This is a genomic window from Sheuella amnicola (genome assembly GCF_010499255.1).
GTDB classification, from domain to species: Bacteria; Pseudomonadota; Gammaproteobacteria; order Burkholderiales; family Burkholderiaceae_B; genus Zwartia; species Zwartia amnicola.
This window is the reverse complement of record NZ_JAAGRN010000004.1, coordinates 292,658-316,437: the sequence shown is the minus strand read 5'-3', so window position 1 is coordinate 316,437 and position 23,780 is coordinate 292,658. Positions and strand designations below refer to the sequence as shown.

Below are 23,780 nucleotides of genomic sequence, written 5' to 3'. Positions count from 1 at the left end.
ATGTCTGTGTCAGATCGGCCGCATCAGAGCGACCAGCCGCCATCGATGATTTGCGCCGTGCCCGTCGTGAAAGCGGATTCATCCGAAGCCAGATAAATAGCAAGATAAGCGATTTCTTCCGCTTTGCCGAGTCGTCCAATCGGTTGACGGGCAATAAACTGGTCACGAGCCTCCTGAACAGTCTTGCCGGTTTGGCTGGACACCGCTTGAATCCTCTCGCCCAACGAGGGTGACTCGATTGTGCCGGGACAAATCGAGTTGAACCGGATGTTGCGCGAAACATAATCGGCCGCAAGCGCGCGCGTCAAACCAATCACAGCCGCCTTGGACGCGCTGTATATCACTCGATTCGGAGCGCCTTTGATGGTGGATGCGGCCGAAGCCATATTGATGACGCTACCTTGCCCCTTTTCGAGCATACCGGGCAGAAAGGCGCGAATGGTGCGATACATGGACTTGACGTTCAGATCCATGCTGAAGTCCCATTCGTCTTCGCTCAAATGCATGATGTCGCCCTGATGGACGAAACCAGCGCAATTGAACAGCACGTCGATGGTGCCCACCTTTTTCGCAAAAGCATTGACCTCGTCGGTCTTGAGCACATTCAATGTGCTGGTTTTAATATTCGCAACACCCTCGTAAGCCTTGAGCAAATCCGGATTCAGGTCAGTTGCCCAAACCGTCGCCCCTTCTTTTGCCATACCCAGCGCAGTTGCCCGCCCGATGCCTTGACCTGCCGCGGTGACGACGATTGTTTTCCCTTGCAAGCGCATGCTTGTTGTCTCCATAAAATTGGCTTTACCAATTTACCAGTTATTGTGTCAAAATCCAACAATGCCGATTCAATCCATCGATACCCGCCGGGTATACCAACAAATCGCCGATCAGTTGCTCAAATTGATTGAGGCCGGAGAATTTCCGGTTGACAGCCGCCTGCCCTCCGAGCGCGATCTTGCCGAAAAATTCAAAGTGTCGCGCCCTTCGGTGCGCGAAGCGCTAATCGCGCTTGAGGTTATAGGCGTTGTGCAAATCAAAATGGGCTCGGGAGTCTACGTCTGCAAGCCCGAAGACGCCAAACAGAAAGGGCGCAAGAAAAACGATATCGCGGTGAAGGATTTCGCCCCGTTTGAATTGATTCAAGCGCGTCTGCTAATCGAGTCGGAAATCGCTGCGCAGGCTGCATCATGCCGAAACGACGAAGACGTCGAGCAACTTGAAGCGCTTTTACAGCAGATGATCGATCATTCATTCGACAACCGTAATCCTCTTGATCCTGATCGGGAGTTTCACGCAACGCTTGCCCGTGCCACCGGCAATCAAGTGCTAACCAGCATCGTCGAACAAATGTTCGATGCGCGCATGGGAGTTTTGTTCTCACGCTTGTCTAATTACTTCGACACGCGAACCACCTGGGAACAAGCGATTAAAGAACACCGTGCGATCGTTCGCGCCGTAAAAGCCCGCGACCCCGAAAAGGCGCGTCAGGCAATGCGCCATCACATGGAGCGCGCCTACAAGCGTTTTTCAGCCAGCTGGCTGAAAAACGGGCAGCCAGATCAAAGCGGGATTGGCGCATCCAAGCTCGCCTTATCCGCAAAGTCAGCCAAGGCAGGCAAAATCCCCGGGTGAAGTCGCACACCTTCTGCCAGTTGCTGCTTGTGCAGCGCCAAACCTGATTGCCCCGGCAAGCGCACTTTGGATACCCCCGGACGCGGAACATTATGCAAGCAAGACCCCGCTAGATGGTCCATCTGCCGCAAAAAGTCGGCACGACCGCCAAACGCATCCGGATCGTACATGGTGATGTGAACCGTTGCGCCCCACCCTTCTTTCGGATCGGCACGACCCCAGCCGGCAAGACCACCCGTAAGCGCCTCAACCATCAGCCCGAGTCCGTAGCCTTTATGGCCATAGCTTAACCCCCCTATCGGCAAAATGGTGCCGGGCGGATTTTGTGCAAATACACTGGGATCATTGGTTGGGTGACCCGAGGCATCCATCAGCCAGTCTTCGGCGAATTTTTCGCCTGCCGCTGCCTTGCGGTTGCTCATTCCATTGGTTGTGATCGAGGCAGAGATATCGATCAGAACATCGCCAAGCGAACAAGGAAACCCAATCGCGATAGGATTAGGCGTCATCACCGCCTGCGTGCCGCCAAACGGTGCCACACTGGCCGATGCAGGATCAGAGCTAGCCAGCACCATCAACATGCCCTCTTTAGCCGCACGCATCAGGTACACGGCCAGGCAAGCGATATGATGACTGCGTCGAATCGCAAGCGACGCCACCCCCAACTCGCGCGCACGCGGAATCAACATATCCATACCCTGCTCGATCAGCCATGGTCCCGGCAAACGCATGCCATCCCATAACTGAACTGCTGGTTTGTCGTTGAGAATGCGTGGCTTACCCGTCGGAGTCATCCCGCCGGCCACAAGGTCTTTTAGATAGCCAGGCAGCAGCGCAAGCCCATGCGTATCATGGCCAAGCAAGTCGCCTTGCAACAAAGTATTGGCAACGACTTGCGCGATACGTTGTTCAGCACCTGCATGTTTAAGCAGTTCGGTAGCGTATGCCAGTAAGTCTTCGCTACGATAAGCCGTGCGCGAAGCAAGTGCCTGATTCATGTTTGTCCCGTTCAATGAAAGAATCAATAGGTAGCGCGACCGCCGGAAATATCGAATACGGCTCCGGTCGAGAAGCTGCATTCATCGGACGACAGCCAGGCGACCAGATTGGCGATTTCCTGAATTTCACCGAAACGATTCATCGGAATTTTCGAAAGCATGAAATCAATGTGCTGTTGCGTCATTTGGGAGAACATGCCGGTCTTGACTGCAGCCGGGGTGATGCAATTCACCTTGATTTCGGTTTGAGCGAGCTCTTTACCCAATGACTTCGTCAGCCCCATCACCGCCGCTTTAGACGCACTATAGGCAGATGCATTGGGATTGCCTTCTTTGCCGGCAACGGAAGCAATATTCACGATGCGTCCGTAACCCGCGCCATTATTCGATTTTTTCATGACAGGCGCGATATTTTTACATGTCAGAAATGTACCGCGAACATTGATATCGAAAACACGATTCCACTCTTCGACCGGATACTCGATCACAGTAGTGTTCGGTCCCGTAATGCCGGCACTATTGACCAGAATATCGATCCTTTCGCCATAGGCTTGTGTCGCTCTCAGGGCTTGCAGCACCGATTGTTCATCCGACACATCCACCTGAACAGGATTCACATTGCCGCCCAATCGAATCTGCGCGGCCTTGAGCGCAGCCGCATCGCGATCCCAGATTGAAACTTTGGCCCCACCACCGAGCAAACGTGCCGCGCAAGCTTCGCCGATTCCGGCAGCCCCACCGGTCACAACCGCATGTTTGCCGGAAAAATCGTATATCGCTGGTTTACTCATATCGTTTGCCTCAGAAAATTAGGGGTTTTCCCGTTATTTTGCAAAAAAAATTGGTCAGACCAATTGATCAGTTCATACAACCATAATATCCTTAATCACTCAAGTCAAACATAAAACGCTGGAGACCTTCAGTTCATGAAAGTATTGATCACCGATTTCGACTTTCCCAATGTCGATCTCGAACTTGGATTATTCAAACAAGCCGGCCTCGAGGTCGTGACTGCTCAGTGCAAGACTGAAGACGAACTGATCGCGGCCGGACGCGACGTCGATGCTTTTTTGCTCCAATACGCGCCTGCCAACAGAAAGGTTTTTGAAGCGCTGCCTAAACTGAAAATCGTCAGCCGCTACGGTGCAGGCTTCGATACGATCAATACGGCTGATGCGCAAGCTTGCGGCGTATGGGTAGGCAACTCCCCCGACTATGGAGTGCATGAAGTATCGAGTCATGCATTCGCGATGGCCCTGAACCTCACCCGTCACTTGAGTTTTTACGATCGCGACATCCGTACCGGCAATTGGCATTACCTGACTCCGGGTGTCCTCAAGCGTCCATTGAACATGACGGTCGGAATTCTTGGCCTCGGACGAATCGGAAAGCGTTTTGCGCACATCGCTCGTGAAACTTTCGGCCGCGTGATCGCCTGCGATCCTCATATCATGGCCTACGACTTTCCACCGTATGTCGAGCGCGTCGACATGGAAACTTTATTCAAGACGGCCGACATCATATCGATTCACACGCCCTTGAACGACGAGACACGTAACATCGTCAACAAGGACGTGCTTAAGCTCATGAAGCCCGGCAGTTATATCGTCAATACCGCACGCGGCGGTATCGTGGACGTGGACGATGCCCTGGACGCATTGAATTCCGGACAACTGGGCGGGCTTGCACTGGATGTACTACCGATCGAGCCGCCCGGAAACCATCCCTTGGTCAGCCATCCGCGCACGATTCTGACTCCGCACGCCGCTTTCTTCTCGCGTGAAGCGGAGATCGAACTGCGAAGCAAGGCTGCGCAGAACATCATTACTTTTGCCAAGACCGGCAAGCCCGATTACGTTGTTATTCAAGGAACACGATAATGGCTAGCGTTACCCTGCGAGGCGTCAAAAAGTCCTTTCAGGACACCGAAATCCTGCATGGCGTGGATATTTCCATTCCCGAAGGATCTTTCACTGTTCTGGTTGGCCCTTCCGGATGCGGCAAATCGACTTTGCTTAGGATGCTTGCGGGATTGGAGGAAGTCACCGGAGGCGAAATATTCATCGGCGACAAATGCGTCAACACCATGCAGCCCAAAGAGCGAGACATCGCCATGGTGTTTCAGAACTACGCCTTGTATCCGCACATGACAGTTCGCGACAACATGGCGTTTTCGCTGATGCTGGCAAAAGCGGACAAAGCCGACAGCGACGCGCGCGTCAAGCGCGCCGCCGAAATTCTGGGACTGACTGCATTGCTAGACCGCTTCCCGCGACAATTATCCGGCGGGCAACGCCAGCGCGTTGCCATGGGACGCGCCATCGTACGGGATCCCCAGGTGTTTTTATTCGATGAGCCGCTATCGAACCTTGACGCCAAACTTCGCGTTCAAATGCGAACCGAAATCAAAGCATTGCATCAGCGACTCAAGACAACATCGGTGTATGTCACCCACGATCAAATCGAAGCGATGACCATGGGCGACCAAATCGTCGTCATGCGAGATGGCCGCGTCGAGCAAGTCGGCGGCCCGCTTGAGCTATATGAAAACCCGATCAACACCTTTGTCGCTGGATTCATCGGATCGCCTGCCATGAACATGCTGCCCGGGAAAATCATCCATCAAGACGGCAAAACCGCGGTCGAGTTGCGAGACGGGTCGACTGTCACTGTCAAGCAACATGCGATCGGAAATGCGGGACAGGAGGTGTTGCTCGGAACACGTCCGGAGCATCTGATGATCGACTCGAGCGGTCCGATCACAGTCAAGGCTAACGTTATCGAACCGACCGGAGCCGACACGTTCGTCGCATGCGAACTTGCCGGCACCCAGATGACAATTGTCTTCAGGGATCGTGTCGACATACAACCGGAACAAATGATCAAACTTCGCCCCGATTTTGCGCAGTGCCATCTTTTTGATTCGGCTACAGGCAACGTAATGAAATAGTTGAAAGTACTTCGATTAGAAAGTACCTGAATATTCAAGCAGCGTTTGTTTTTTAAAGAAGCACTCTTAACTGCGGTACCAAAGGAGATCAGAGATGAAGCATTTTTCACGTCGTGAATTTATCGGAACCAGTGCCGCCGTTGCGGGCGCCTCTGCAATCGCCGGTTACAGCCCCTTGAGCCTCGCCCAGGCGCCTACGCTGTCATATAAGCCGGAAGCCGGCGCCAAGCTGCGCGTATTGCGCTGGAAGCGCTTCGTGCAAGGAGACGAAGATCAATTCATGGCTAACGTTGCCGCTTTCAGCAAAGCAACGGGAGTCGAAGTTAAGGTTGATAATGAAGGCTGGGAAGATGTCCGTCCCAAAGCAGCGGTTAGCGCAAACGTCGGTAGCGGCCCGGACATGATCATGGGATGGTTTGATGATCCGTTTCAGTATCCGACCAAGCTGCTCGATGTGACGGAACTCTGTAATTATCTTGGAAACAAGTACGGTGGCTGGTATGACGTTTCGAAACAATACGGCATGCTCAAGGATAAATGGATTTCCGTGCCATGGGCAGTGATCGCCAATGCGATGGTTTATCGTGAAAGCCACATGAAAGCGGCCGGATTCGACACAATGCCGAAAGATACGGCTGGCTTTCTGAAGCTTTGCCAGGCACTCAAGGCCAAGGGTACGCCAGCAGGCTTCGCCCTGGGCAAAGCCGTCGGTGACGGCAATAACTGGGTGCACTGGCTGCTCTGGTCCCACGGCGGTCGCCTGGTCGACGAGAAAGGCAACGTTGTCGTGAACTCTCCCGAGACCATCGCGGCGCTCGAGTACGCTGCCCAACTCTACAAGACCTTCGTACCCGGCACGTTGTCCTGGCAGGATCCCAATAACAACAAAGCATTCCTGGATGGACAGATCAGCCTGACAGCCAACGGCATTTCGGTGTACTACGCAGCCAAGACGTCCCAAGATCCCAAGATGCAGGAAATGGCGAAAGACATTCAGCATGCGCACTTCCCTGTCGGCCCTGTTGGCAAGCCGATGGAGCTGATGCAAATCACCCAGATGATGCTGTTTGCCTACACCAAGTATCCGAACGCCACGCGAGAGCTTGCGCGCTGGCTGATGGAGGCTGATCAGTACAATCCATGGCTGGAAAAATCGATCGGTTATGGTGCGCAAACCCTGAAGGCTTACGAAAAGAATCCGATCTGGACCGCCGACCCGAAAGCAAAAGTCTATGGCGAAGGTCCTGCCATGATGACTTACCACGGCTACTCGGGACCACTGGGTGCGGCATCGGCAGCTTGTCTGGCCGATTACATCGTGCTCGATATGGTTGCGGAAGCATCAAGCGGCAATCGCACACCCAAAGAGGCCGCTGCGCGCGCTGCCGAACGGGCAAAGCGTTACTACAAGAGCTAAGCAACACATGAACGCGACCTTCGAGCGACATTCGTTCGAAGGTCGACATTGTTTTCAAGTTGACAGTACAGGCTGATATGAAATCCCTTTCTTTGCTGGAACGCTTCCAGTCCAACCGTCATGCGCTCGGTTTCGCATTCATGTTGCCGGCTGCGATTCTATTGATTGGACTGCTTGCCTACCCTTTGGGGCTGGGCACATGGCTCGGCTTCACCGATGCAAAAATCGGACGCGCAGGCAGCTGGATCGGCATTGAGAATTTCACATACCTGATCACAGACAGTGTGTTTCAACTCTCGGTATTCAATACTCTTTTCTACACCATCGTCGCCAGCATCGCCAAGTTTCTGCTTGGTTTATGGCTCGCTCTTATTTTGAATAAGAATCTGCCTTTTCAATCCTTTTTCAGGGCTGTGGTACTGCTGCCTTGGATCGTGCCGACCGCGTTGAGCGCAATCGCATTCTGGTGGATTTACGACTCTCAATTTTCGGTGGTCAGTTGGGCTCTGGTCAAAATGGGCCTGATCGACACATATATCGACTTTCTAGGCGAACCCTGGCTGGCTCGCATGTCGGTCATCATCGCCAACGTCTGGCGCGGCATTCCATTTGTCGCGATATCGCTGCTTGCCGGCCTGCAAACCATTTCTCCTTCGTATTACGAAGCCGCATCGATTGACGGCGCGACACCATGGCAACAATTTCGCTTCATCACATTGCCATTATTGACGCCCATCATCGCTGTTGTGATGACTTTTTCGGTGCTGTTCACATTCACTGACTTTCAGCTGATCTATGTGCTGACGCGCGGCGGGCCGCTCAACGCCACGCACTTGATGGCGACACTTGCTTTTCAGCGCGCCATACCGGGCGGATCGATGGGTGAAGGCGCGGCAATCGCCACCATGATGGTGCCCTTGCTTCTGGCTGCCATCATGTTCAGTTACTTTGGCTTGCAGCGCCGCGCATGGCAGCAAGGCGCAGACAAATAATTTTCGGGAAAATCGCAATGTCCAAAACGAACAATCAGGGTATGGATTTCCTGACCTCGATACCGCGTCGATGGGTGACCGTCTATATCCCTTTGATCCTGATGCTGATCATTCTTCTCTTTCCTTTTTACTGGATGGGGATGACCGCGTTCAAACCGAATGAAGAATTGATTTCCAAGTCAGGCAACCCATTCTGGCTGATCAATCCGACCCTGGCGCATTTCAAGAAACTGTTGTTTCACACATCCTACCCATCATGGTTACTCAATACGGTGATCGTGTCGGTATGCGCGACGTTCATCTCGCTGTTCACTTCGGTGCTTGCCGCCTACGCGATCGAACGGTTGCGATTCAAAGGCTCTAAAGTTGTTGGCATGCTGATTTTCTTTGCCTATCTGGTGCCTCCCTCCATCATTTTCATCCCATTGGCCAGCATCGTTTATCAGTACGGACTTTTTGACACGCGCCTTGCCCTGATATTGACGTATCCGACATTTCTTGTTCCATTCTGTACCTGGTTGCTGATGGGATATTTCAGGTCGATCCCCTACGAGCTTGAAGAATGCGCCATGATCGATGGGGCATCACGCTGGCAGATTCTGACGCGAATTATCCTGCCCCTGGCAGTACCGGGACTGATTTCCGCCGGCATTTTCGCCTTCACCCTGTCGTGGAACGAATTCATCTACGCGCTCACATTTGTTTCGTCCTCCGAAATTAAAACCGTACCTGTCGGGGTGATTACCGAACTGGTCGAAGGAGACGTATATCATTGGGGATCGTTGATGGCGGGTGCCTTGCTGGGCTCACTACCGGTTGCCTTCGTGTACTCGTTTTTTGTTGAATACTACGTGTCCGGCATGACCGGCTCGGTAAAAGAATAGGAATCAAGATGGACCCGATTATTCGTCTTCACCCTCAGGATGACGTCGTCATTGCGCGCCAGCAACTTTTATCCGGCGTAAAGATCGAATCCGAGAATCTGACTGTGCGTGGACTCATCCCGCCCGGCCACAAGATCGCGACCCGAAAAATCGGCAAAGGTGAACCCGTTCGTCGCTATAACCAGATCATTGGTTTCGCAACGGCGGATATCGAACCCGGCACGCATGTTCACATCCAGAATCTCGGCATGGGAGCCGAGGGCGGCGCATTCGAGCGCGACTACGCTATTGGCGTGGATGCCAAACCAACCGAATACGTCAAAACGCCACGCACATTCAAGGGGATTGTTCGTGCCGATGGACGTGTCGCCACGCGCAATTATCTTGGCATCCTCACCAGCGTGAACTGTTCGGCAACGGCTGCGCGTGCGATAGCCGCGCACTTTGATCGCGAAACCCATCCTGAAGCCCTGGCAGCATTTCCGAATGTTGATGGCGTTGTTGCACTTACCATGGGTAGTGGTTGCGGCATGGGCAACACAGGTGAAGGTATCGATATGCTGCGCAGAACCTTGTCCGGTTACGCGCGTCATGTCAACTTTTGCGGAGTTCTGATGGTCGGTCTTGGTTGCGAAACCAATCAGATCAGCGATCTATTGACAGCCGAACATCTTTCCGAAAACCCCCTGTTCCGCACGTTCAACATCCAGGAAAGCGGTGGCACCAAAAAGACAGTGCAGAAAGGCATTGAATTGATCAAACAGATGCTGCCTCATGCCAATAATGTGGTCCGCACCGAAGTGCCCATTAGTCATTTGACACTGGGCTTGCAGTGTGGCGGCTCCGACGGCTATTCAGGCATTTCGGCCAATCCGGCACTCGGTGTGGCAGTGGATATGCTGGTGCAACATGGTGCGACCGCCATTCTGTCCGAAACACCCGAAATATACGGAGCCGAACACTTATTGACGCGTCGCGCAGCATCGAAAGAAGTCGCCGAAAAATTGATCGAGCGCATTCACTGGTGGGAAGACTATTGTGAACGCAATCAGGGAGAGATGAACAACAACCCCTCGGCAGGCAACAAAGCCGGAGGATTGACGACCATTCTGGAAAAGTCGCTCGGCGCGGTCGCCAAAGGCGGAACCATGCGTCTGGAAGCGGTATACGAATACGCGCAACCCGTAACGGCAAAGGGCTTTGTTTATATGGACACGCCCGGATATGATCCAGTGTCGGCCACCGGACAAGTCGCGGGCGGAGCCAACATGATCTGCTTCACGACAGGCCGGGGTTCCGCTTACGGCTGTTCGCCTTCTCCTTCCATCAAATTATCGACCAACAACGCCTTGTGGCAGCGACAAAGCGAGGATATCGATATCAATTGCGGCGAAATCGTCGACAGCGGCATGTCGATTCAAGAAAAAGGCGCCCAGATCTTCGAATTAATCATCAAAGTCGCCTCGGGCGAACGCACCAAAAGCGAGTTGCATGGTTATGGCCAAAATGAATTTGTGCCGTGGCAAGTCGGCGCTGTGATGTAAAACGTGCAGTGATGCACATCCTTAAACCAGAAAGCGCCCGCTCGTTCCGATCACAACGGTAATCAATCCCAGAACGAGGTTGATTCCGACCAGACGCCGGATCGTTGCCATAGCAGCCCCGGCCGCGGGCCATTGCTGCAAGCTCACCGCATAACGCAGGGCTTTGTAAGGCCCTGCGTAAATCACACCGAAAATGATCGTCATGATGACTGCAATCAACAGCATCGAATGGATATGCCATCCCGCCTTGGCGAAATTGCCGTAGATATGGATGATCCAAAAGCCTGTCAGAAACAGCAACACGATTGATATCTTGACCCAGACGAAAAATCTTGCGAATACGCCTACCAGCAAGGTTAATCGCTCTGGCGGTTGCAGCACGGTCGCAACAGTAGGACGCAATGCCATGTGAGCAAAAAACATTCCGCCCACCCAGATCAGGGCGGACAGAACATGCACGGTAAAAAGCGAAGCGAGCAACATGGATTCGATACGAGTTAAACGGGTTTGGACAACTGATCCAGAATCGCCGGATTCTCCAGCGTCGAGACGTCCTGCGTCACTTGCTCGCCTTTGGCAACCACACGCAATAAACGACGCATGATTTTTCCGGAACGAGTCTTGGGTAAATTGTCTCCGAAACGGATTTCTTTCGGCTTGGCGATCGGACCGATTTCTTTCGCGACCCAGTCACGCAGTTGCTTGCCAATCGCGGTTGCCTCATCGCCTTCGGGACGAGAGCGTTTGAGAACGACGAATGCGACAACGGCTTCCCCGGTTGTATCGTCGGGTCTTCCGACTACGGCGGCTTCGGCCACAAGCTCGTGTGCAACCAGTGCGGATTCGACCTCCATCGTTCCGAGTCGGTGACCTGAAACGTTCAACACGTCGTCGATGCGACCCATGATCCAGAAGCAACCATCCTTATCGCACTGCGCACCATCCCCGGCGAGGTAGTAGCCACGCAACTCCGAAGGGAAGTAACTCTTTTCGAAACGATCGGGATCACCCCAGATATTTCGGATCATGGATGGCCAGGGGCGCTTGATTACCAGGAATCCGCCATGGCCTGGCTCAACGTCTCCGCCGGTTTCATCCACGATCGCAGCGGTGATTCCTGGCAAGCGCGTCGTGCACGAACCTGGTTTAAGCGGTGTCGCACCCGGCAAGGGCGTAATCATGTGACCACCGGTTTCAGTCTGCCACCAGGTATCTACAATCGGGCATCGTTCACCGCCGACGTTGGTGTGATACCACATCCACGCTTCCGGATTAATTGGCTCGCCAACGGAACCCAGCAGCCTCAGGCTGGACAAGTCGTACGACTTGGGATGATGAGCGGCATTGGCTTCGGACGCCTTGATCAGAGAACGAATCGCGGTGGGCGCCGTGTAAAAAGTCGTGACCTTGTGGTCCTGAATCATTTTCCAGAAACGACCTGCATCCGGATAAGTTGGCACACCCTCGAACACGATCTGTGTCATACCTGCAGCAAGTGGGCCGTAGGTGATGTAGGTGTGACCTGTCACCCAACCCACATCAGCCGTACACCAGAAAATATCGCTTGGTTTCGCATCGAACGTCCATTGCATCGTCAGCTTAGCCCAGAGCAGATAGCCACCCGAAGAGTGTTGCACCCCTTTGGGCTTTCCGGTCGAGCCGGACGTGTAAAGGATGAACAAAGGATGTTCGGCATTGACCGCGACAGGTTCGCACACGGGCGACTGTTTGTCGGCCAAATCGCTCATCCAGATATCGCGCTTGGCATCCCAGGCGATTTTGCCACCGGTGCGTTTGTAAACAATGCAATGGCGAACAGCCTCGCACCCGCCCATCGCAATCGCTTCATCGACCGCCGGCTTCAGGGGAATGGCTTTACCACCGCGCATCTGTTCATCCGCGGTAATGACCAGGCTTGCACCAACATCGGTGATGCGTTCATGCAAGCTTTTTGAGGAAAATCCGCCGAATACGACAGAATGCGTGATACCCAATCTGGCGCATGCCTGCATGGCGACGACAGCCTCGATCGACATCGGTAAATAGATAATGGAACGATCGCCATGCTTATAGCCAAGAGACTTCAAACCATTGGCGAATTTACAAACAAGATCATGCAACTGCTGATAGGTGACTTTTTTAACTTCGCCGCCATCCGCCTCGAAAATGATCGCAATCTTGTTCGCGTTGCCATTTTTGAGATTCGCATCCAGACAATTCGCCGAAACATTCAATTCGCCGTCGCCAAACCAGCGATAAAAAGGTGCGCGCGATTCATCGAGAACCTGCGTAAACGGTTTGGTCCATTGCAGATTCTCACGTGCCATGCGCCCCCAAAATCCTTCAGGATTTTGGTCGGCCTCATCGAGTAACGCCTGATACCCCGCGGCGCCCGACACATTGGCTTGTTTGGCAAAGTCCTGGGGTGGGGGAAAAACACGCGTCTCGACCAGAACAGACTGAATGGAATTTGACATGGATGAGTCTCCTGAATAACCGGGATCGGCGATGATCGCCGTTTTGTATTTTGTCTCTAATTTTGTACCGAGTTTGCCGGAAACAGTAATCTGACGCTCTTACTTCTTCCTTACACATGCCCGGTACTCGCCGAGGCATCACGCTCGGCGATTGCTTTGTCTAATGATAATCTTCCCAACACAAAAAGTGCGAACACAAAAAAAACACCAGTACACAACATGGCAAACCGCTGGTTGCCATTGTTGACCCAGGTGATCATTCCGTAAACAAGTGGGCCGGTCGCGGCCGCTAGTTGCGTCGAAAATGTCCACAAACCATAAAACGCGGCAAGTCTACTCGACGGCGCCATCAACCCGACCATAGCACGCCCTGCACTCTGACTCGTGCCCATACAGAGTCCTGCCAGACAGGCCGCTACCCAGAACAACCACTCTTGCACGGCCAGAAACGCCAGGAACGCTGTCAAAATCCAGCCAAGCAGCGTGACACGCAATGCTAAACGATGGCCGACCCTGTCCTGAAACGAACCAAAAAGCAGTGCGCCCAGTCCGGCTGTCACATTGACCGCAACAATCAGGAGGATGGTGCGCGGCATATCGAATCCCATTACCTGCTCGGCGTAGACCGCAGCCAATGTAATAACAACCGAAATCCCGGCCTGATAACTCACAATGCATAAAAGCAGTCGTCGAAACTCCGTAAACCGGCCCCCCGTCTCAATCCACGCATGCTTGATCGCACCCAGGGTTGAACGCGCACTTTGACCCGTGGCAACAGCGCGCTCTTTCAATAAAAACCAGGCCGGCACAGTAGCCAATAAAAAAAGGCATGCAGTCGCGACCATGACCCAAGGAACTGTATGGATTGCGTCAAAGCCAAGATTTGAGCCTCGCGTCACGATCATCAGTGCAATCGCAAGCGAGATAAGCCCTCCGACGTAACCAAGGCCCCATCCCCATCCGCTGACTCGACCCAGTGCTTCGCGCTGCGCAAGCTCAGGAAGAAATGAAGCAATCGCGGATTCGCCAAGGCTGAAACAATAGTTGGAAAAAACAATGCCAAGCACGGCAAGCCAGACATTGCCCGCACCCACCCGCGAAAGAATCAGCGTGCCTGAGACGCACCCCAGAACGCTTAGAAAAAGCAGTCGCCTCTTGGCCGCATGTGCATCGGCAAGCGCAGCCAGCCTGGGAAGCGTCATCATCACCAGCAAATAGGATGCCGATAGTGCAGCAGTCCAGGCCAAGGTTGCCCAAGCTGCACCACCCGCCACAACGCCGACAAAGTATGCGCTAAAGACGGCGGTCAGAACGACCGTCGTGTAGCCGGAATTGGCGAAGTCGAGCATAGCCCATGACCAGACTTCAACCGCACGCACCCCAGGGGCAAGCGTACGGGGAACCTTGCTCATCACTTAACAGAAACAAACTTGGCGGGGGTATGTCAGCCGAATTTACGCTGTCAACGCCGCAATGCCGGCCCGTGCGATTTCAGCATCCTCAGAGGACTTCACACCAGAAACTCCCACCGCACCGATCACCATGCCATCGATCACGATCGGCACGCCACCCTCCAGCATGCCCGAGATGGTCGGAGCCGACAGAAAAGCCATGCGACCATTGTTGATCACATCCTCGTAGACTTTGGTTTCACGCTGACCCAGTGCAGCAGTATTAGCCTTGGCCGGAGCGATGTGGGACGATACAGGAGGCGCGCCATCCAAACGCTGCAATCCAAGCAGATGACCGCCATCATCTACGATCGCAATCGTCACAGCCCATTTGTTCTGATTTGCGCACGCCTTTGCGGCAGCAAGCATCTTGGATACATCGGCGTCAGTCAAGACAGCTTTTGTTTTCATAATGAATCCTTTATTTGTTCAAGTGCGCTCGGATCCTCGATCGTAGTCAAATCCCCCGGATCGCGTCCCTCGCAGACGGCAACAATTGCCCGACGCAGCACTTTACCAGACCTCGTCTTGGGCAGTGTTGTCACGAAGCGAACCCGGGCCGGACGCGCCACGGCTCCCAGTTGTTCATCCACCACCTTCATGATTTCACCCTCCAGGCGCATCGCGGCCTGAGGCTGGTCGATCAACCCTGCATCCTTAAGCACAGCGAAACCGACCGCAACCTGACCTTTAAGCTGATCGGCCACACCAACGACCGCGCACTCGGCGACGGCCGGATGACTATTGATCGACTCTTCGATTTCGCGCGTGCCCAGGCGGTGACCCGCAACGTTGATCACATCGTCGGTGCGTCCAAGAATGAACCAATATTGATCATCGTCATACAACCCCCAGTCGAAGGTCGAATACACCTGACGATTGGGAATGGAGGAAAAATAGGTTTCGACAAAGCGCGCATCGTCGTTCCAGATGGTGGACATGGCGCCAGGCGGCAAAGGAGGCACGATCGCAACCACGCCCTTTTTATTCGGCCCGAGATCCTGACCGGTCTGTTCATCAATCACGCGAACATCGAAACCATAAACCGGGAAGGATGGGCTACCGAATTTGGTCGGAATCGGGGCGATGCCGGGCTGGCCTGCCAATATCGGCCAGCCGGTTTCGGTCTGCCAATAATTGTCGATGATCGGCTTGCCCAAACCCTCCGAAATCCATTGAGCAGTGGGTTCGTCCAGAGGCTCGCCGGCCATGTACAGTGCACGCAATGAAGACAAATCGTATTTTTTCAACAGCCCCGGATCTTGTTTTTTAAGCACACGAATTGCAGTGGGTGCGGAAAACATGGTCTGAACCTTGTACTTTTCGACAAGACTCCAGAGAATGCCCCCATCGGGACGGATCGGAGTACCCTCGTAAAGTATGGTTGCCTGTCCACCGATCAAAGGGCCGTAGACAATGTAGGAATGGCCGACTACCCAGCCAATGTCGCTTGTGCACAAATAGGTGTCACCGGGTTTGCCGTTAAAAATGTGTTTCATCGAAGATGCCAGCGCGACGGCATACCCGCCCGTATCGCGCTGAACACCCTTGGGCTTGCCCGTAGTGCCTGAGGTGTACAGAACATAACTTGGCTCCGACGATTCGAGCCAGGTGACCGGCACTTTAGCGCCGTCAAACTGTTTTCTTAATGCGGCATAATCCAGATCGCGTCCGGCCACCGGTTCAAATTCGAACAAACCCCTGTTAACGACAATAACCCTGCCTGGCGGATGCTTGGACAAGGAGATCGCCTTGTCCAGAAGAGGTTTGTATGGTGTCACCTTGCCGCCTCGAGAACCCGCATCGGCGCAAACGATCACCTTGGGCGATGCGTCATCGATACGCTGAGCCAAATTAACAGAAGCAAAACCGCCAAACACGACCGAATGAATCGCGCCAAGTCGTGCGCAAGCCAGCATAGTGAACACCGCTTGAGGAACCATCGGCATATAAATCAGGACACGATCGCCACGACCGACGCCTTGTGCCTGAAGCATGGCCGCAACAGCATTCACTTCATCGAATAATTGTCGACGCGTATAGATTTCTTCCTGATCGACTTCGGTAGAAACCCAAATCAACGCAGGTTCATCGGCCCTTGTATCCAGCCAGCGATCCACCGCGTTGTAACAAAGATTAGTCCTGCCGCCGACAAACCATTTCGCGAAAGGCAATCTGGAATCATCCAGAACTTTTGTGAACGGAGTTTCCCAAAAGACGCTTGCTGCTTGCTCTTTCCAGAAGCGATCCCGATCATGTATCGAACGATGATGGAAGTCTTGAACGGCATTCATTTTCTCGTCTCCGGAACAATGTGATTTTCAGCTGTCATCTGATTTTGTACTATGATGATTGTTGCAGGATAACCTTGCACGAGCCTTTCTCGGGACTGCATGCGCATATTTTTTCAGCCCTTCACTTCAGCTCTAATCGATCAGTCGACTCGCAAGAGATGGCTGTGCCTGCTGACAGCCATATGTAGCATTCTGTTGGCAGGTTGCGCAACTAATTCCGGAACCGGCGCAAGCGCCATGAACACGCCTTATGACTGGCGAACATCGAACGATCCGATCGGTGCGCTTTTATCTCGGCAAAAGTCGAGCACCACCAAAAGTTACAAAGACATCCGTATAGATCATCCGCTTGCTGCCCAGGCCATGTCGCATTTGGGCATCAGCTATCGATACGGAGGCAAGTCCCCCGACACGGGTTTCGACTGTAGCGGACTCGTGCTGTATTCTGCTCAACAATCTCTGGGATTGAAGCTTCCACCTCGTGCCGACGAACAGGCGCTGCTCGGAAGCTATGTCAGTCGTCAGGACTTGAAAGTCGGTGACCTAGTGTTCTTCAATACCATGGGACGCCGTTATTCACATGTTGGTGTTTATATTGGTGACGATCTCTTTGTGCACTCGCCCGCAAAAGGCGGGGTCGTTCGCGTCGAAAGCATGACAATGCGTTACTGGGACAAACGATACACCGGCGCACGCAGATTGGATCTGGCTGAGCTATCCAAATGATCTCATCGACAAAGGGAGTCACTCCTCCTGGCTGCGTTCGACCTGATCTCTGACCTGCTCAGGATCGAGCTCCGGCGCCAGCAAGGAAATGAACGTGTAGACATAGTCGCGCAGAAACACGCCTGATTTGATGGCGATGCGCGTAGTCTGCTCACCGAAAAGATGTCCTGCCGGCAAGCTCACCAGATTGGTGTCGCGAGCAGGCTCGAACGCCACACCGGCAATAATCCCGATCCCCATACCAACATCGACGTAAGTTTTGATCACATCCGCATCAATCGCCTCAAGGACAATATCCGGCTCAATCCCTTTGCCATCGAAAGCCTTGTCCACCGATCGACGCCCCGAGAAAGCACGGTCATACGTCACAATGGGATACGCAGCCAGATGTTCCAGAGTCAACGAGAACCCTTTTTTTCGCGAAAGCTCAACAAGCGGATGATCAGGCGGCACCACAACCGTATGCTCCCACACATAACACGGCAGCGTTTCCAGGCCCGGCGTCAGCGCAAGCGACTCGGTTGCGATCGCGATATCCGCTTGTTCCTGCAGCACCATCTGAGCCAACTGCGGTGGATTACCCTCGGCGAGAGAAAGATGAACTTTCGGAAATAATTGGCGGAAAGCGGGAATCACTTTGGGCAAGACATAACGCGCCTGGGTATGGGTACACGCAATCACAAGACTGCCTTCATCCCTGCGAGCAAACTCGTCGCTGACTTTTTTGAGATTGTCGATTTCGCGCATGATACGGTCGACAACTTGGGCCACCGCCTGACCCGGCTTTGTCAACCCCTTGATCCTCTTGCCGTGTCGCTCGAAAATTTGCACACCCAACTCGTCTTCAAACTCCAGAATCCCTTTCGAGACACCGGGCTGGGAGGTGAACAAATGGCGAGCAGCATCTGTCAGGTTGAAATCACGTCGAATCGTCTCGCGCACAAAGCGGAATTGTTGCAGGTTCATAAAGGCCTCAGTTCTATTAGAAGCATTATAAGTAATAAAGAAAAGATTCTAAATAACAAATAGATATTAGCTTCTATCGAAATCCGATCATCCCAAAAGTTCGTCGGCGTGCCCAAAAATGCGGGATAATCGAAGGCTGTGACTCGATGCTTCAAGGTAGCCAAATGGAATACAGCATAAACACTTCGGTATCTATCCATCAGACAAAAACGGCCGCGTTATCGGCGGGCATTTTTACCGACGGGGTTCTCAGCCCTGCGGCGGATATGATCGATCGCGCCAGCTCAGGTGCGATTCGGGCGTTGCTAAAATCCGAGTTCACCGGCAAAACCGGCACCACGCTTGTATTGCGAAACCTGCCCGGTGTCGCATCTCCTCGAGTCGTGCTCGTCGGTCTGGGTAAGCAATCCGACTACACTGCGCGCGTGCATGCTCGCGCCGAGCAGGCTTTTGCCGCAACATGCGTTCAACTTCGCGTCGCCGAGGCCACGTCCACACTGATATCGATCTCGTGTCCCGAGTCATCAGTAAGGGAGCGAGCCCGAGCAACCGCCGCTGCTACCGCTGATGCCGTCTATCACTACGATGCCGGCTTCGGCAAACCTGATGCCGATGCCCGCCCGAAACTGAAAAAAATCTCCGCCTGGATCGGCAAATCTGATTCAGCGTCCGCCGAACAAGGACTGAAAGAAGGCGTGGCGCTTGGCGAGGGTGTCTCGTTTGCGCGCACGCTCGGCAATATGCCCGGAAATATTTGCACACCCACTTATCTGGGTGAGATGGCTAAAAAAATGGCCAAGCAATTCAAGTCAATCAAGGTCAACGTTCTGGACCAAAAGCAAATTACCGCATTAGGCATGGGTTCGTTTTTATCCGTAGCTAAGGGATCGGATCAACCGCCTAAGTTCATCGTATTGCACTACAAAGGCAAAATTCCGGCCAAGGCACCCTCCAAGACCGCAGCAAAGCATGATGCTCATGCCAAAGGCCCAATCGTATTGGTTGGCAAAGGCATCACATTCGATTCGGGTGGGGTATCGATCAAACCCGCCGCGACAATGGATGAAATGAAATTCGACATGTGCGGTGCGGCGAGCGTGCTGGGCACCTTTCAAACAATGGCCAGACTTGGCTTGCCGCTCGAAGTGATCGGTCTGATACCAACCTGCGAAAACATGGTAAGCGGTCGCGCCAACAAACCGGGCGATGTGGTCACGAGCATGTCCGGGCAGACAATCGAAATTCTGAATACCGATGCGGAAGGTCGCCTGATCTTATGCGACGCATTGACTTACGCCGAACGATTCAAGCCTTCAGCTGTCATCGACATCGCAACGTTGACCGGGGCCTGTGTGGTTGCGCTTGGTGCGGTGAACTCCGGACTGTTTTCCAAAAATGACGCTTTAGCCGAAGCTTTGCTCAAGGCAGGCAAGCAAGCGGGAGACACCGCCTGGAGGATGCCGCTTGACGACGCGTATCAGGAACAACTCAAATCCAATTTTGCCGATATGGCAAACATCGGTGGACAACCCGCCGGCTCGGTCACGGCCGCATGTTTTCTGTCGAGATTTGCTAAAGCCTATCCCTGGGCGCATCTGGATATCGCTGGCACCGCCTGGAAAGGAGGAGCTGCAAAAGGCTCAACGGGACGCCCCGTTCCGCTTCTGGTTCAATATTTGCTCAACCAGGCCTGATCGAAGGCATGGCCAGAATCGATTTCGCATTCGGAGCCCGCGAAAAACTGTCCCAGGCGTGCCAAACCACGCTCAGGCAGTTTCTGGCCGGTCGAAAAATCATTGTTTATTGCAGTGACCTTTCGGTTTTAAAGGCATTCGACCAGAAACTTTGGGCGGTCGACGACGCAGCCTTCGTGCCCCACGTCATGGCTGAGGATCCACTGGCGCCAGTCACTCCCGTAGTAATGACGCACCGCAGCAATGTCGAGTCCATTGTTTCACAGGACTCGGCAGAAATTTGGCTACTGAATCTGGACGTGCAGATACCCGATGGTCTGCAAACCGTTGCCCGGGTGCTTGAAATCGTGACGAACGATGAGGACGATAAAGCGACGGCGAGGGCTCGCTGGCGCGCCTACCAGGGCGCGGGTCACGATGTCCATTCCCATAAACTGGCCTGACCGCCATTAGCCCACTTTAAAATCAGAGAATAACGATTCTCATTTTATTTTGATTGGCTCTAGCCATTCAGGGAACTGTCAGGTATGCTTTCGGTCATAGCTACACAAGGATCCAACTGGCCTTGGGTTTATTTTTCTTGACAGGAGTATTCCATGAGCGAATTTCGCCCCACTCTATCCCGCAGTCCTTATGAAGCCGCGTCGCAAGAGGTCGTGCGCAACCGAGTGTTGCGTAATACCTACTGGTTACTGGCAATTTCCCTTATCCCGACTGTTCTGGGTGCTGCCGTCGGCATGATGAGCGGTTTGAACAGCGTCATGGCAACAAGTCCTGGCATGACTGCGATCTTCTTTTTGATCGGCGCCTTCGGCCTGATGTTCGCAATCGAAAAGAACAAAGACAGCTCGGTTGGCGTTGGCTTGCTGCTGCTCTTTACATTTTTCATGGGCATCATGCTGTCACGCCTGCTGGGTTTCGTTCTAGGCATGAGTAACGGCACGCAACTCGTCATGTTCGCATTCGGTGGCACTGCCGCCGTGTTCGGCACGATGGCAACGCTAGCCACTACGGTCAAGCGCGATCTGTCCGGCATGGCCAAGTTCATGTTCGTCGGAGTGGTGATTCTGCTGGTTGCCAGCATTGCAAACATCTTCTTGCAATTGCCCGCGCTGATGTTGACGATTTCAGTCGTCGCTATCGTGATCTTCTCGGCATTCATGCTGATCGATCTGCAACGCGTGGTCAATGGCGGCGAAACAAACTATGTGTCGGCAACACTGGCCATTTACCTGGATGTGTACAACGTTTTCTCGAATTTGTTGGCCATCCTCGGTATTTTCGGTGGCAGCAGCAGAGACTAAGATTCTCCTCAGATAATCGACCCGGCGGTACAAGAAGCCCACTTTCAAAAGTGGGCTTTTTTTTCGCTATGATCAAGTCACACTCAATTCGGAGAACCTCATGACTAGTCAGACAGTTTTGACAGAAATTTCTCAAGGCGTACTGACCCTGACCATCAATCGACCGGAGCGTCGCAATGCGATCGATACGGCAACCTACCTCACGCTGGCCGAGCAGGTGTCTTCAGTCGACATCAAGGCTATCAGGGCAATAGTGTTGACTGGAGCAAACAACTACTTCACAGCGGGAAATGATCTTAAGGACTTTCAGGCCCCACGTCCTGAGGGCGACAGCGCCGGCTTGACTTTCTTGCGCAGCCTGGTCAATTGCGACCTGCCCATCGTCGCGGCAATAGAAGGCAGTGCAATCGGCATCGGCGTCACAATGTTGCAGCATTGCGACTTTGTCTACGCGGCAGACAACGCCAACTTTAAAATTCCGTTCGTGCCGCTGGGACTATGCCCCGAAGGAGCATCAAGCCTGCTGCTTGCGCAAATTGTAGGACCCAGGCGAGCAACCGACTGGTTGCTCCGGGGGCAGCCGTTCACCGCAACCGAGGCCTACGATGCAGGCTTTTTGACCGGACTTTGCAGGCCGGGCGAAACACTTTCGCATGCACGAAAAATTGCGGCTGAACTATCCGCACTGCCTCCCGAAGCATTGCAACTGTCAAAGCGCATGCTTAAACATTCGCAACGCTCCAAAATCCATGAAACGTTCGACTATGAACTTGGTTTATTCTCGCAGCGCTTGAAATCAGAGGAAGCGCAGGCAGCATTCGCCGGATTTTTTAAAGCCAAAGCCTGATCAGTCGCAAGTGCATTGGCATCATGCGTTAACCCATGATGCCAATCTGCCATGGCACGAACTCGTGATCGCCTAGACCAAGAAGTTCGCTCTTGGAGGGCTCTCCGGATGCGGTGCGCAGGAACAATTCAAAAATACGACGTCCCATTTCCTGAACCGATACGGTACCGTCCAGAATTTCGCCGCAATTGATATCCATATCGTCCTGCAATCGATTGAACATCGGCGTGTTTGTCGCCAACTTCACGCAAGGCGCCGGCTTGGAGCCGAACATCGAACCTCGACCTGTCGTAAAGGCAATCAGGTTTGCTCCACCTGCAATTTGTCCCGTTGCCGAAACGGGGTCATATCCTGGCGTATCCATGAAGACAAAACCATGCGTAGTGACAGGTTCGGCGTACTTGTACACGTCCATCAGCGGTCCGGTTCCACCTTTCATGGAGGAGCCCAAAGACTTCTCGAAAATATTCGCCAAGCCTCCGATCTGATTGCCCGGACTGACAGTACCGTTGATCTGCACGTCGCGACCGACCGAATAGACATCCTTCCACCAGCGGATTCGTTCAATCAGTTTTTCACCCACTTCTTTTGAAGCGGCTCGTCGAGTCAGCGTGTGTTCAACACCATATATCTCAGGCGTTTCTGACAAGATGCCGGTACCGCCATGGCGCGCGAGCAAATCGACTGCAGCTCCCAGAGCCGGGTTAGCGGTGATGGAAGAAAAACCATCGGATCCACCGCACTGCAAGCCTACGCAAAGATGACTTGCCGAGACAGTCTGGCGACGCGCTTCATTTGCCGCCGGAAGCATCGCGCGCACCGCTTCCACCCCGGCCTGAATCGTCTTGGTTGTACCGCCCGTTTCCTGCATCACGAATGTTTTCAGATTAGGCAAACCGGCAAGCTCTTGCTCTTCGAGCAACCCTTTGAGCTGGTTGCGCTCGCAACCGAGCCCGATAATCAACACTCCGGCCATGTTGGGATGGCGCGCATAACCCGCCATCGTCCGTCTGAGCAATGCCATCGGCTCTCCAGACATTTCCATGCCGCAACCGATCGAATGACTTAATGCAACCACGCCGTCAACATGCGGAAATTCTGCCAAACGCTCAGCCGTAAACCATTCGGCAATCTTGTGAACAACAGTCGCGGAGCAATTCACCGTCGACATGACGCCAATAAAATTTCGTGTACCGACAGTGCCGTTGGGGCGAACATAACCCTGAAAAGTAGCGCGCTCGGCTTCAGGAATCATGTCAACCGGCTGGTATGCGCTTGCATGCGCATAATCGCGGTCGAACTCGCGAAACTCGGTGTTATGGCTATGCACCATCGTGCCGGCTTCGATATCTGTATTGGCGAAACCGATGGTCACGCTGTACTTGAGGATCGGCTCGCCTTTGAGGATTTTTCGCGCTGCGATCTTGTAGCCAGCCGAGACCTGGCTTCGACTGACCATGTTTTCACTCGGGATGGGTGTACCGATGGGCACATCCACTCTGGCAACAACTACGTTGTCGCCCGGGTGTAAACGAATAATCGGTCCGGTGATTGTCTTTTGATTCGTGTCGGTCATGTCAAGTGTCTTGTTTACGGTTATGAATATG

At 53.4% G+C, this 23,780-nt stretch carries 22 protein-coding genes; 12 read left to right on the top strand and 10 right to left on the bottom strand.

The genetic code is table 11. The features are described from left to right. Positions 1-23: 23 nt before the first annotated feature. Entirely contained in the window at positions 24-773 is a 750-nt protein-coding gene (locus G3I67_RS08045; protein WP_163653954.1) for an SDR family oxidoreductase, read from the bottom strand. 61 nt (positions 774-834) lie between these two features. Here G3I67_RS08045 and G3I67_RS08040 point away from each other — a divergent pair, with 61 nt between their 5' ends. Continuing rightward, on the top strand, positions 835-1,629 hold the full coding sequence (locus G3I67_RS08040) for a FadR/GntR family transcriptional regulator (RefSeq protein WP_163653951.1): 795 nt from the start codon (positions 835-837) through the stop codon (positions 1,627-1,629). Here the strand turns inward: G3I67_RS08040 and G3I67_RS08035 are convergent. Together G3I67_RS08035 and G3I67_RS08030 are read right to left on the bottom strand one after the other, a co-directional pair. After that, positions 1,557-2,627, bottom strand: a complete 1,071-nt coding sequence (locus G3I67_RS08035; protein WP_163653948.1) for an Ldh family oxidoreductase — start codon at positions 2,625-2,627, stop codon at positions 1,557-1,559. The two genes, G3I67_RS08040 and G3I67_RS08035, sit on opposite strands and share 73 nt — an antisense overlap. A gap of 23 nt (positions 2,628-2,650) precedes the next feature. Beyond that, a complete protein-coding gene (locus G3I67_RS08030; RefSeq protein ID WP_163653945.1) occupies positions 2,651-3,418 on the bottom strand; it encodes an SDR family NAD(P)-dependent oxidoreductase in 768 nt (255 codons plus the stop codon). 135 nt (positions 3,419-3,553) lie between these two features. Here G3I67_RS08030 and G3I67_RS08025 point away from each other — a divergent pair, with 135 nt between their 5' ends. The 6 genes from G3I67_RS08025 to G3I67_RS08000 all read left to right on the top strand — a co-directional run bounded on the left by G3I67_RS08025 (position 3,554) and on the right by G3I67_RS08000 (position 10,414). Next, positions 3,554-4,507 carry a C-terminal binding protein gene (locus G3I67_RS08025; RefSeq protein ID WP_163653942.1) on the top strand — a complete coding sequence of 318 codons (954 nt, stop codon included), beginning with the start codon at positions 3,554-3,556 and terminating at the stop codon, positions 4,505-4,507. Further along, positions 4,507-5,577 (top strand): ABC transporter ATP-binding protein, encoded by a 1,071-nt coding sequence (locus G3I67_RS08020; protein WP_163653939.1) that lies wholly within the window; start codon positions 4,507-4,509, stop codon positions 5,575-5,577. The genes G3I67_RS08025 and G3I67_RS08020 overlap by 1 nt, the downstream gene beginning before the upstream one ends. 94 nt (positions 5,578-5,671) lie before the next feature. Further along, positions 5,672-6,994 (top strand): ABC transporter substrate-binding protein, encoded by a 1,323-nt coding sequence (locus G3I67_RS08015; RefSeq protein ID WP_163653936.1) that lies wholly within the window; start codon positions 5,672-5,674, stop codon positions 6,992-6,994. 92 nt (positions 6,995-7,086) lie between these two features. Then, complete coding sequence (locus G3I67_RS08010) at positions 7,087-7,986, top strand: carbohydrate ABC transporter permease (RefSeq protein WP_163654137.1); 900 nt, start codon at positions 7,087-7,089, stop codon at positions 7,984-7,986. Positions 7,987-8,003: 17 nt separating this feature from the next. After that, positions 8,004-8,870: a carbohydrate ABC transporter permease gene (locus G3I67_RS08005; protein ID WP_163653933.1), complete on the top strand. Its 867-nt coding sequence runs from the start codon at positions 8,004-8,006 to the stop codon at positions 8,868-8,870. 8 nt (positions 8,871-8,878) lie between these two features. Further along, positions 8,879-10,414, top strand: coding sequence for a D-arabinonate dehydratase (locus G3I67_RS08000; RefSeq protein ID WP_163653930.1), 1,536 nt, complete (start codon positions 8,879-8,881; stop codon positions 10,412-10,414). Between the two features lie 21 nt (positions 10,415-10,435). Here the strand turns inward: G3I67_RS08000 and G3I67_RS07995 are convergent, their stop codons facing one another. The 5 genes from G3I67_RS07995 to G3I67_RS07975 all read right to left on the bottom strand — a co-directional run bounded on the left by G3I67_RS07995 (position 10,436) and on the right by G3I67_RS07975 (position 16,636). Beyond that, the gene (locus tag G3I67_RS07995) at positions 10,436-10,897 is read right to left on the bottom strand and encodes a CopD family protein (protein ID WP_163653927.1); all 462 of its coding nucleotides are present in this window, start codon (positions 10,895-10,897) and stop codon (positions 10,436-10,438) included. A gap of 14 nt (positions 10,898-10,911) precedes the next feature. Beyond that, the gene (gene acs, locus G3I67_RS07990) at positions 10,912-12,891 is read right to left on the bottom strand and encodes an acetate--CoA ligase (protein ID WP_163653923.1); all 1,980 of its coding nucleotides are present in this window, start codon (positions 12,889-12,891) and stop codon (positions 10,912-10,914) included. 110 nt (positions 12,892-13,001) lie between these two features. Beyond that, a complete protein-coding gene (locus G3I67_RS07985) occupies positions 13,002-14,303 on the bottom strand; it encodes an MFS transporter (protein ID WP_235931786.1) in 1,302 nt (433 codons plus the stop codon). A 42-nt stretch (positions 14,304-14,345) separates the two neighbouring features. Then, positions 14,346-14,753 carry a GlcG/HbpS family heme-binding protein gene (locus tag G3I67_RS07980; RefSeq protein WP_163653920.1) on the bottom strand — a complete coding sequence of 136 codons (408 nt, stop codon included), beginning with the start codon at positions 14,751-14,753 and terminating at the stop codon, positions 14,346-14,348. Then, positions 14,750-16,636, bottom strand: a complete 1,887-nt coding sequence (locus G3I67_RS07975) for a propionate--CoA ligase (RefSeq protein ID WP_163653917.1) — start codon at positions 16,634-16,636, stop codon at positions 14,750-14,752. Before G3I67_RS07975 ends, G3I67_RS07980 begins: the two co-directional genes overlap by 4 nt. 99 nt (positions 16,637-16,735) lie before the next feature. On the opposite strand from G3I67_RS07975, the gene G3I67_RS07970 reads away from it, so the two are divergent. Beyond that, positions 16,736-17,362, top strand: coding sequence for a C40 family peptidase (locus G3I67_RS07970; protein WP_163653903.1), 627 nt, complete (start codon positions 16,736-16,738; stop codon positions 17,360-17,362). Positions 17,363-17,380: 18 nt separating this feature from the next. On the opposite strand, the gene G3I67_RS07965 is transcribed toward G3I67_RS07970, so the two are convergent. Beyond that, entirely contained in the window at positions 17,381-18,328 is a 948-nt protein-coding gene (locus G3I67_RS07965; protein ID WP_163653900.1) for a CysB family HTH-type transcriptional regulator, read from the bottom strand. Positions 18,329-18,492: 164 nt separating this feature from the next. Between G3I67_RS07965 and G3I67_RS07960 the strand changes: the two genes are divergently transcribed. The 4 genes from G3I67_RS07960 (at position 18,493) to G3I67_RS07945 (ending at position 22,173) form a co-directional block, all read left to right on the top strand. Then, positions 18,493-20,022 (top strand): leucyl aminopeptidase, encoded by a 1,530-nt coding sequence (locus tag G3I67_RS07960; protein WP_163653897.1) that lies wholly within the window; start codon positions 18,493-18,495, stop codon positions 20,020-20,022. An 8-nt stretch (positions 20,023-20,030) separates the two neighbouring features. Beyond that, on the top strand, positions 20,031-20,465 hold the full coding sequence (locus tag G3I67_RS07955; protein ID WP_163653894.1) for a DNA polymerase III subunit chi: 435 nt from the start codon (positions 20,031-20,033) through the stop codon (positions 20,463-20,465). Between the two features lie 153 nt (positions 20,466-20,618). Continuing rightward, positions 20,619-21,326 carry a Bax inhibitor-1/YccA family protein gene (locus G3I67_RS07950; RefSeq protein ID WP_163653891.1) on the top strand — a complete coding sequence of 236 codons (708 nt, stop codon included), beginning with the start codon at positions 20,619-20,621 and terminating at the stop codon, positions 21,324-21,326. Positions 21,327-21,426: 100 nt separating this feature from the next. Continuing rightward, complete coding sequence (locus G3I67_RS07945; protein ID WP_163653888.1) at positions 21,427-22,173, top strand: enoyl-CoA hydratase-related protein; 747 nt, start codon at positions 21,427-21,429, stop codon at positions 22,171-22,173. Positions 22,174-22,201: 28 nt separating this feature from the next. Here G3I67_RS07945 and G3I67_RS07940 read toward each other — a convergent pair whose 3' ends face one another. Beyond that, the gene (locus G3I67_RS07940; protein ID WP_163653885.1) at positions 22,202-23,749 is read right to left on the bottom strand and encodes a D-arabinonate dehydratase; all 1,548 of its coding nucleotides are present in this window, start codon (positions 23,747-23,749) and stop codon (positions 22,202-22,204) included. Positions 23,750-23,780 lie beyond the last annotated feature (31 nt).